The 9,180-nt window shown below is 63.1% G+C and carries 9 protein-coding genes; 7 read left to right on the top strand and 2 right to left on the bottom strand.

What is annotated here, in order from left to right:
- Positions 1-20 precede the first annotated feature (20 nt).
- The 3 genes from ftsZ (at position 21) to lpxC (ending at position 2,755) form a co-directional block, all read left to right on the top strand.
- Positions 21-1,232 (top strand): cell division protein FtsZ, encoded by a 1,212-nt coding sequence (ftsZ, locus tag AC8GDA_RS08745; protein ID WP_506556146.1) that lies wholly within the window; start codon positions 21-23, stop codon positions 1,230-1,232.
- Positions 1,233-1,327: 95 nt separating this feature from the next.
- The gene (locus AC8GDA_RS08740; protein ID WP_506556145.1) at positions 1,328-1,831 is read left to right on the top strand and encodes a peroxiredoxin; all 504 of its coding nucleotides are present in this window, start codon (positions 1,328-1,330) and stop codon (positions 1,829-1,831) included.
- 12 nt (positions 1,832-1,843) lie between these two features.
- Positions 1,844-2,755: a UDP-3-O-acyl-N-acetylglucosamine deacetylase gene (gene lpxC, locus AC8GDA_RS08735; RefSeq protein ID WP_506556144.1), complete on the top strand. Its 912-nt coding sequence runs from the start codon at positions 1,844-1,846 to the stop codon at positions 2,753-2,755.
- Here lpxC and AC8GDA_RS08730 read toward each other — a convergent pair.
- A complete protein-coding gene (locus tag AC8GDA_RS08730) occupies positions 2,752-3,168 on the bottom strand; it encodes a hypothetical protein (RefSeq protein ID WP_506556143.1) in 417 nt (138 codons plus the stop codon). The genes lpxC and AC8GDA_RS08730 overlap by 4 nt on opposite strands.
- Before the next feature lie 25 nt (positions 3,169-3,193).
- Here AC8GDA_RS08730 and secA point away from each other — a divergent pair, with 25 nt between their 5' ends.
- Genes secA through AC8GDA_RS08710 form a run of 4 tightly spaced genes read left to right on the top strand, consistent with a single transcriptional unit; the run spans position 3,194 to position 8,435 of the window.
- Positions 3,194-5,869, top strand: coding sequence for a preprotein translocase subunit SecA (secA, locus tag AC8GDA_RS08725; RefSeq protein ID WP_506556142.1), 2,676 nt, complete (start codon positions 3,194-3,196; stop codon positions 5,867-5,869).
- Positions 5,869-7,104, top strand: a complete 1,236-nt coding sequence (gene argJ / locus AC8GDA_RS08720) for a bifunctional glutamate N-acetyltransferase/amino-acid acetyltransferase ArgJ (RefSeq protein ID WP_506556141.1) — start codon at positions 5,869-5,871, stop codon at positions 7,102-7,104. Before secA ends, argJ begins: the two co-directional genes overlap by 1 nt.
- The gene (locus tag AC8GDA_RS08715) at positions 7,085-7,981 is read left to right on the top strand and encodes an ATP-binding protein (RefSeq protein WP_506556140.1); all 897 of its coding nucleotides are present in this window, start codon (positions 7,085-7,087) and stop codon (positions 7,979-7,981) included. The genes argJ and AC8GDA_RS08715 overlap by 20 nt, the downstream gene beginning before the upstream one ends.
- On the top strand, positions 7,965-8,435 hold the full coding sequence (locus tag AC8GDA_RS08710) for a (deoxy)nucleoside triphosphate pyrophosphohydrolase (RefSeq protein ID WP_506556139.1): 471 nt from the start codon (positions 7,965-7,967) through the stop codon (positions 8,433-8,435). The genes AC8GDA_RS08715 and AC8GDA_RS08710 overlap by 17 nt, the downstream gene beginning before the upstream one ends.
- Here AC8GDA_RS08710 and zapD read toward each other — a convergent pair.
- Complete coding sequence (gene zapD / locus AC8GDA_RS08705; protein ID WP_506556138.1) at positions 8,377-9,171, bottom strand: cell division protein ZapD; 795 nt, start codon at positions 9,169-9,171, stop codon at positions 8,377-8,379. The genes AC8GDA_RS08710 and zapD overlap by 59 nt on opposite strands.
- Positions 9,172-9,180: the final 9 nt, after the last annotated feature.

Genomic DNA, 9,180 nt, shown 5'->3' with positions numbered 1-9,180 from the left:
TCTTTCGAAGGAGAAATGCAATGAGCTTTCAAATGTTAGAAACAGAAACCCTGGGCACCGTGATCAAGGTGATTGGGGTGGGCGGTGCGGGCGGCAACGCGGTGCACCACATGATTCGCCGAAAGGTCTCGGGCGTGGAGTTTGTCTGTGCCAACACAGACGCCCAAGCGCTGGCCAAGGCCGAGGGGCATCTCTCCCTGCAGCTCGGTGCCTCAGGACTCGGTGCGGGTGCCAAGCCGGAGGCGGGAAAGGCGGCCGCAGAGTCGGAGCGTGAGCGGATTGCCGAGGCCCTTCGTGGCGCACACATGGTTTTTATTACCGCCGGCATGGGCGGTGGCACCGGCACGGGCGCAGCACCCGTGGTGGCCGAGGTTGCCAAGGAGCTGGGTGCCCTGACCGTGGCCGTGGTGACCAAGCCCTTCTCCTTCGAGGGCGGCCGCAGAATGAAGGCTGCCGAGCAGGGCCTGGCCGAACTCGAGGGCAAGGTCGACTCGCTCATCGTGATCCTCAACGAGAAGTTGGAAGAGGTGCTGGGTGACGAGGTGACCCAGAAGGAGGCCTTCGGGGCCGCCGACGACGTTCTGCACAACGCGGTGGCGGGCATCGCAGAGATCATCAATGTGGAAGGCCTGGTCAACGTCGACTTCGAGGATGTGAAGACGGTGATGGGTGAGCAGGGCAAGGCCATGATGGGCACGGCCACGGCCTCGGGCCCAGACCGGGCTCGCATCGCGGCAGAGCAGGCCGTGCGTAGCCCCCTGCTCGAAGGTGTCGACCTCTCGGGTGCTCGCGGCATTCTCGTGAACATCACGGCAAGCAGCACCCTCAAGCTCAAGGAGACCAAGGTGGCCATGGAGGCCATTCGGACCTTTGCCGCCGAGGATGCCACCATTATTTTTGGCACGGTCTACGACGAGGCCTTGGGCGATGACATGCGGGTCACGGTGGTGGCCACGGGCCTTGGTGCGTCCAAACGCCGACCCAGCCTGGTCCGCAGCACCGCGGCCGCACCCATGGCACGAACTGGCACCGACGATGCAGTGGGCGCGCCCGTGAACTTTGGTTCGGAGGTGGAGCCCACGCCCGCAGCCGGTAACTACCAGGACTACGACCGTCCGGCCATTTGGCGCCAGCCCGCCAAGAGCGAGGCGGCCGCACGTGTCATTGCCCTGGAGGAGGGCGGCATGGACCGATTCGACATTCCTGCCTTCCTTCGCAAGCAGGCGGACTGACCCGAACCTGCACTAGACTGTCTCCTTCGGAACCCGGATCTGACCTGCCTGTCGGATCCGGGTGTTGTTCATCCTTGTCCCCAACGGAGTTTCAGATGCCCATTCAAATTGGTCAGGCCCTTCCCAATTCCACCCTCTACGAGTTCATCGAAGAAGAGACCCCTGGCTGCGCCGTGGGCCCCAATGGCTTTCAGGTGTCTGACCTTGTTCGCGGAAAGAAGATTGTGATCTTTGGCCTGCCAGGTGCCTTCACGCCCACCTGCTCGGCCAAGCATGCGCCCGGCTATGTGGCCCTTGCCGACCAGTTGTTTGCCAAAGGCGTTGATGAGATCTGGTGTATTGCTGTGAATGATGCCTTCGTCATGGGCACCTGGGGCCGAGAGCTCGGCACCCGTGGAAAGGTTCGCATGTTCGGTGATGGCAATGCCGAGTTCTCCAAGGCCATCGACATCACCCTGGACCTCACCGGCCGTGGCATGGGCATTCGCTCGAACCGCTACGCCATGATCGTTCAGGACGGCATCGTCCAAGACCTGGCCATTGAAGGCCCAGGCAAATTTGAAGTCAGCAGCGCAGAGGCGGTCCTCGCCAAGCTCTGATCGCCAGCCTGCATGCTTCGTCAGCGCACCCTCAAGACGCCGGTCTCTGTGGAAGGCATCGGCCTTCACAGTGGCCAGCGGGTGCGCCTGGGCCTGGTGCCCGCGCCCGCAGACCACGGCATTGTCTTTCGTCGAACCGACCTCACCGGCCCCAACGAGATTGCCTCTGGGGCCGCGTCCGTGGGCGACACTCGAATGGCCTCCACCCTGGCCGATGGCCATGTCCGCGTCGCCACTGTGGAGCATCTCATGTCAGCCCTCTCGGGCATGGGCATCGACAACCTCACGGTGGAGGTCGATGCGGCCGAGATCCCCATCATGGATGGCAGCGCGGCGACCTTTGTTCACCTGATTCGAAGCAGCGGCGTGGAGGAGCAGTCGGCACCCAAGCGTTTTGTCGAGGTGCTTCAGCCCATCGAGGTGCGCGACGGCGACAAATGGGCACGGCTTGAGCCCTACTTTGGTTTTCGGCTCGACTTCACCATCGACTTCAAACACCCGGCCGTGGACCAGACCGGCCAGGACGTCTCTGTGGACTTCGAGAAGAACGCCTTTGTCCAAGAGATTGCCCGTGCACGCACCTTTGGATTTGTTCGGGATGTGGACCACCTGCGGGCCAAGGGGCTTGCCCTTGGTGGCAGCCTCGACAATGCCATCGTGGTGGATGACCACCGCATTCTGAACCCGGGCGGCCTGCGCCAGCCCAATGAGTTCGCCATGCACAAGGCACTCGATGCAATTGGCGACCTCTATCTCTTGGGCCGGCCCCTCATGGCCGCCTACCGTGCCTTCAAGTCGGGCCACGCCCTGAACAATCAGCTGCTGCGGGCGCTTTTGAGCCAGACGGATGCCTGGCGGGAGCGGTCTTTTGAAGACCTGGCCCATGCGCCGCCGGCCTGGGCTCGGCAGTGGTCCTGGGCCTAAGGGCCCAACAACTCCCCATCCCCCAAGAGCGAATCGAGCAGTCGCTTTCGCGCCATGGCAGGCACGGGTGGGCGTGCGGGTGGCAGGGGCACCCCCGATTGTGTGATGGCCACTGGCGCGCGCACGTGAATCGACTGTAGGCCCAGCCCCATCGACTGGAGTTGAGACAGCAGTGGTGCGCTCACGAGCTTGAGCTTTGCGATGGCAGCCTGGTGCTGGGCCACCACGACCAGCCGAGATCCACGGATGCCCTGGCTGGGGTCGGACCGATGGGCGGAGAAGACGTGGCTGACCATTGCGCCGTGGCCATTGCGCCGAAGCGCCTCCTGAACCTGCCGGGTCATGGCCTCGGCCTCCTGAAGTCGGTCGAAGCCAGGGATGGATCGCAGGGCGTCTTGGATCGGGCGCGTCATGGCCTCATGCTACGCTAGCACCCCTATGTTTAGTCGACTCCTTGCTTCGGTCTTCGGCAGCCGAAATGACCGCCTGCTGAAGAAGTACCAGTCCCGCGTGGCCCTCATCAACGCCCAAGAGCCGGCCCTCCAAGCCCTCTCTGATGAGGCCCTTCGGGCCAAGACAGATGACTTTCGGGCGCGCATTGCCCAAGGGGCCAGTCTGGACAGTCTGCTGGTCGAGGCCTTCGCGGTCTGCCGAGAGGCAGGTCGGCGTGCCTTGGGCATGCGGCACTTCGATGTCCAGCTGGTGGGTGGCATGGTGCTCCACGAGGGCAAGATCTCTGAGATGCGCACGGGTGAGGGAAAGACCCTGGTGGCCACCCTTCCCACCTACCTCAATGCACTGGCGGGCAAGGGTGTTCATGTGGTCACCGTCAATGAATACCTGGCACGCCGAGATGCCGAATGGATGGGCCGCCTCTACGGCTTCCTTGGACTGACCACTGGCATCAATTTGTCGGGCCTGTCATCTGAAGAAAAGCATGCGGCCTATCAGGCCGACATCACCTACGGCACCAACAATGAGTTTGGCTTCGATTACCTCCGTGACAACATGGTCACCGAGCGGGCCAAGCGATCCCAGCGCGGACTTTTCTTTGCCGTGGTCGACGAGGTTGATTCCATCCTCATCGATGAGGCCCGCACACCCCTGATCATTTCAGGCCAGGCCGACGACAGCACCCAGCTCTACCAGCAGCTCAATGGGCTGCCAGCCATGCTCAACCCACAGCCCACCGAGGACGGCCCCGGCGATTACTTTGTGGATGAGAAGTCTCGGCAGCTTCACCTCTCGGATGCCGGCTTCGAGAAGGCCGAGCAGCTGTTGGCCGAGCGTGGGCTGGTGCCCGAGGGGGCCAGCCTCTACGACTCGGCGCAGGTCTCCTTGCTCCACCATCTGCTGTCGGCCCTGCGGGCCCATGCGCTCTATCACCGAGACCAGCACTATGTGGTGCAGGCAGGGCAGGTGGTGATCGTCGATGAGTTCACTGGTCGGCTCATGCCCGGCCGGCGTTGGTCTGACGGCCTGCACCAGGCCGTGGAGGCCAAGGAGCAGGTGGCCATCGAGCCCGAGAACCAGACCCTGGCCTCCATCACCTTCCAGAATTATTTCCGCATGTACGCAAAGCTCGCGGGCATGACGGGAACGGCCGACACCGAGGCCTTTGAGTTCCAGCAGATCTATGGGCTGGAGACCGTCATCGTTCCAACCCACCGCCCCATGGTGCGGCGAGACCTCCAAGATCAGATCTACCGGTCCGACGAAGAAAAGTTCGAAGCCATTCTTGCGGACATTCGCCGCTGCCATGCGTCAGGACAGCCGGTGCTGGTGGGCACCACGTCGATCGAAAATTCCGAGCGCATCTCTGAGCAACTGACCGCCGCGGGCCTGTCTCATCAGGTGCTCAATGCCAAGCAGCACGAGCGTGAGGCCGAGATTGTGGCCAATGCCGGACGGCCGGGCATGATCACCATTGCCACCAACATGGCTGGCCGAGGCACCGACATTGTTCTGGGTGGCCGCCCCGATGCATCCGACTGGCAGGCTCTGCACGACCAAGTGCTGGCCGCGGGTGGACTTCACATCATCGGCACGGAGCGGCATGAGTCGCGCCGCATCGACAACCAATTGCGTGGACGCGCGGGCCGCCAAGGCGACCCAGGGTCTTCTCGGTTTTATCTCTCGATGGACGACCCCCTGCTTCGCATTTTTGCGGGCGAGCGGATGAAGTCGATCATGGCCCGTCTGGGGGTGCCGCGCGGTGAGCCCATCGAGGCCGGCATGGTGTCCCGCTCCATTGAGAGTGCGCAGCGCAAGGTCGAGAACCGCAACTTCGAGATTCGCAAGCAGCTCTTGGAGTACGACAACGTGGCCAATGAGCAGCGCCAGATGATCTACGCCCAGCGCAATGAGGTGCTGGAATCGGAAGACTTGAGTGCCTTCGTGGGCGGGCTTCGGCATGGTGCACTGACAGCACTGGCCCGGCTGCACGTGCCCATGGAGAGCATCGAGGAGCAGTGGGATCTCCCCAGCCTGGAGCAGGCCCTTCGCGAACTGTATCGGCTGGAGGTTCCATTGGTGAGCCTGCTCGAGTCCGAGGACGAACTCGATGACGACGACCTTGTGGCCCGTATCTGCGAGGCGGCCGACAAGGCCTATCAGGACAAACTGGGCCAGCTGCCACCGGGTGTTTTTCTGGAGTTTGAGCGTTCGGTCTTGCTGCAGCACATCGATGCCCACTGGCGTGAGCACCTGGCTGCGCTGGATCATCTGCGTCAGGGCATTCACCTGAGGGGTTATGCCCAGAAAGACCCCAAACAGGAATACAAGCGTGAGGCATTCGGGCTCTTTGAGCAGTTGCTGGGTCGTGTTCGGGATGATGTCACCCGCACCCTTCTGAATGTTCAAGTGGCCACCGAGGAAGAGGTCGCCCAGGCGGCCCAGGCTGCAGCCCCGGTTGAGCCCAAGGCGGTCTCCTACACCCACGCCGATTTCGAGGGTGTCCCTGCGCCAGACGATGCTGGTGCAAGCCCCGACGCGCAGCCCGAATCCGAGCCCACCGTGCCGACGCGGCGCAGCTTTCCAAAGGTGGGCCGCAACGACCCCTGTCCCTGTGGCTCGGGCAAGAAATACAAGCAGTGCCATGGGGCGCTGAGCTAGTGCCCGTTCAACTCCCGCCACCCGATCGAGCCTCGCTGCTCCCTGTGGCGGGGGTCTCTCTCTCGGTGGTGAGTGCCGGCATTCGGAAGTCTGGCCGAAAAGACCTCCTCCTCATGAGGCTTGCCGAGGGCAGCACGGTGGCGGGTGTCTTCACCCAGAATGCCTTTTGTGCGGCACCGGTTCAGGTCTGCCGTGCCCACCTTGCCAGCGGGAAAGCCATCCGGGCCTTGGTGGTCAACACCGGCTGCGCCAATGCTGGAACCGGCCGGCAAGGCCTCTTGAATGCCCAGCAGACCTGTGACTGGGTGGCGCAGTCCCTGGGCGTGGCGGCTGAGCAGGTCCTGCCTTTCTCCACGGGGGTGATTCTGGAACACCTTCCCATGGACAAACTTCAGGCGGGGCTCGTGCAGGCGGCCGCTGCCCCTGAGGCCGATTGGCTCGATGCTGCGCAGGCCATCATGACCACAGACACCCAGCCCAAGGCCATGAGCCGGCGGGTGCGCCTCTCGAATGGTGAGGTGGTCATCACGGGCATCTCCAAAGGGGCCGGCATGATTCGTCCCAACATGGCGACCATGCTGGGCTACATGGCCACCGATGCCGCCATGGACACAGCGGTCCTGGCGGCACTCACGCGTGCCGCAGCCGATCGTTCCTTCAATGCCATCACGGTCGATGGTGACACCTCGACCAACGACTCCTATGTGACGGTGGCCACGGGCCAGTCGGGCGTGGTCCTGTCACCCCACGGGACAGGGCAGGCCGCATCCGACTGGACTCGTTTTGAGGCCGCATGGTTTGAACTGGCCGAGGGCCTCGCCCAGGCCATCGTTCGAGACGGTGAGGGTGCCACGAAATTCATGACCATCCGGGTTCAGGATGCTGGCTCGGCTTTGGAGGCGCGGCAGGTTGCTTATGCCGTGGCCCACTCCCCGCTGGTGAAGACGGCCTTCTTTGCCAGCGATCCCAACCTGGGCCGTATCCTGGCCGCCGTCGGCTACAGCGGCCTGCCGAACTTCGACACCAATCTGGTCTCGGTGCGGATCAATGGCCTGCTGGTGGCCCAAGACGGCGGACGAGCGCCGAGTTACACCGAGGCTGATGGCCAGGCCGTCATGGCGCCTGCAGAGATTGAGGTGGAGATTCGACTGGGCCGTGGGCAGTCGTCGGCCACCATCTGGACCTGTGACCTCTCTCACGATTACGTCACGATCAATGCCGACTATCGATCCTGATTCAGACTGGCGTGCGAGCCTGGTGCGGGTTCTGCACAAGCTCGACGCCATGCTGCCGCAGCCGCCAGCACCGGTGGATTTTTCGAGCCAATGGGCCTTTCGCTGGGTTCGCCGCCCGGCAGCCTTGGGCCCCACCGCGGCCCTCGTGCCGGTGCAGCACTTTGCAAGCATTTCGCTGGCCGACCTCTGCCATATTGAGTCCCAGGCCGAGCGTGTGGTTCGCAACACCGAGCAGTTCGTGTCGGGCCGACCGGCAAACAACGTCCTGCTCACCGGTGCCAGGGGCACCGGAAAGTCGTCTCTGGTGCGGGCCTGCCTGACGGCTTACGGTGCGAGAGGCCTGCGCCTCATCGAGGTGGACAAGTCCGACATGGTCGACCTGCCCGAGATCGCCGACCAGGTTCATGGTCGGCCAGAGCGGTTCATTCTGTTCTGTGACGACCTCTCCTTTGAGACAGGCGATGCCGCCTACAAGGCACTCAAGACCGTTCTCGATGGTGGCTTGTCTGCCCAGGCCGACAACCTGTTGGTCTACGCAACGTCCAACCGTCGGCATCTCATGAGCGAGTCAATGCGCGACAACTTGTCGGCCCACACCGATGCCGATGGTGAGATTCATCCTGGCGAGACCGTGGAGGAGCGCATCTCGCTGTCGGAGCGATTTGGCCTCTGGGTGTCCTTTCACAGCTTCAGCCAGACCCACTACCTGGACATCGTCTCGCATTGGCTCTCCGTGCATGGCGTTCCTGCGGCCGACCATGAGGCGGCCCGGCGAGAGGCGCTCCAGTGGGCCACCGCCCGGGGGTCGCGCTCTGGCCGCGTGGCCCTTGCCTTTGCCAAGGACTGGGCCGCCAGCCACCATGGACACAGCGCCTGAGCTCCGTGTGGTGGCGGGTCTGATCCTCTCCGAGGATCGGCAACAAGTGCTGCTGGCCAGCCGACCACTCGGCAAAGTCTATGCGGGCTGGTGGGAATGCCCGGGTGGCAAACAGGAGCCCAATGAGTCACTCGAGGATGCCCTGGCCCGCGAGCTTCAAGAAGAGCTGGGCGTGTCGGTGGAGCAGGCCAGCTTTGGCTGGTCGGCCACACATGCCTACAGCCATGCCCATGTGAGGCTTCATTTCTTTTGGGTTACACGCTGGAGGGCCGCAGGCCAGTTGATGCACTTGGCTGCAGAGGCCGGACTGGAGGGCCAGCAGTTGTGTTGGATTCGCCTGGATGGGCCGGCACCGTTTCCCGTCCTGCCAGCCACCCTGCCCGTGCTAGAGCGGGCTAGAAGTCACAGAGCGTCAGTTCAAAGGCCGTATGGCCAGCGATGGGCTGCAGCTTGAGGGATGCATCGAGCTTGCGGAATCGGATGGCCACCACATACTTGTTTGAACTGACATCGCAGACAAGCTCTTGCGGGTCGCGTGTCTCGATGCGAATCAGACGAATCTGCTGGCCACTGAGGCTGAGTTCGAAGGAACCATTCTGTGCGTCGTATGCCACGGGCGATGCACCCTGGCGCAGCAGCTTGAGGCCGAGGTCGACGGCGTCGAGCAATGGCTGAAGCGGCCGAACCCACTCTTCGAGGGCCCCTCGGCGGCTCGCCGCATCTCGTTTGAGCCAGACAGACAAGGCTGGGAGGTCGAAGCCGCAGTTGCCCGCGGGAATGCCCGCTCGGCCCTTGATGGCCATGAGGAACTCGAGCTCATTCATGTGGGCACCGAGGCGAAGCCGAACATCTCCCAGGGCAGCAAAGATGGCACCGATCTCGCCAATGACCGCCTGAAGCCGATCGTTGGAGACATCGGGAAGCCCTTCGAACTTGGCAAGTTGCTGCCGTTGGCGCTCGAGTTCTTGGAGCAATTCGTTCTTGATGTCGCTGCGATTGGAGAGAAGGTCGTAGAGCTCGAAGAGGGTGGCCAGGGCCGCCTCGTGGGATGCGGAACAGTCTTGCTTCTTGAGCAGGCTATAGCGGTGGCTCAGGCATTCAAGCCGGAGCATGGTTCTCACCCGCTCGTTGCAGGGAAACTCAAAGACCTGAAGGCCTGCAGTGGCGGGCGGATCGACAGAAGAGTCCATCCGCGCATT

Source organism: Hahnella aquatica (SeqCode) (assembly GCF_965194505.1).
Lineage (GTDB): Bacteria > Pseudomonadota > Gammaproteobacteria > Burkholderiales > Burkholderiaceae_A > Hahnella > Hahnella aquatica.
The sequence above is the reverse complement of the archived record's forward strand: the minus strand, read 5'-3'. Positions and strand labels throughout refer to the sequence as shown.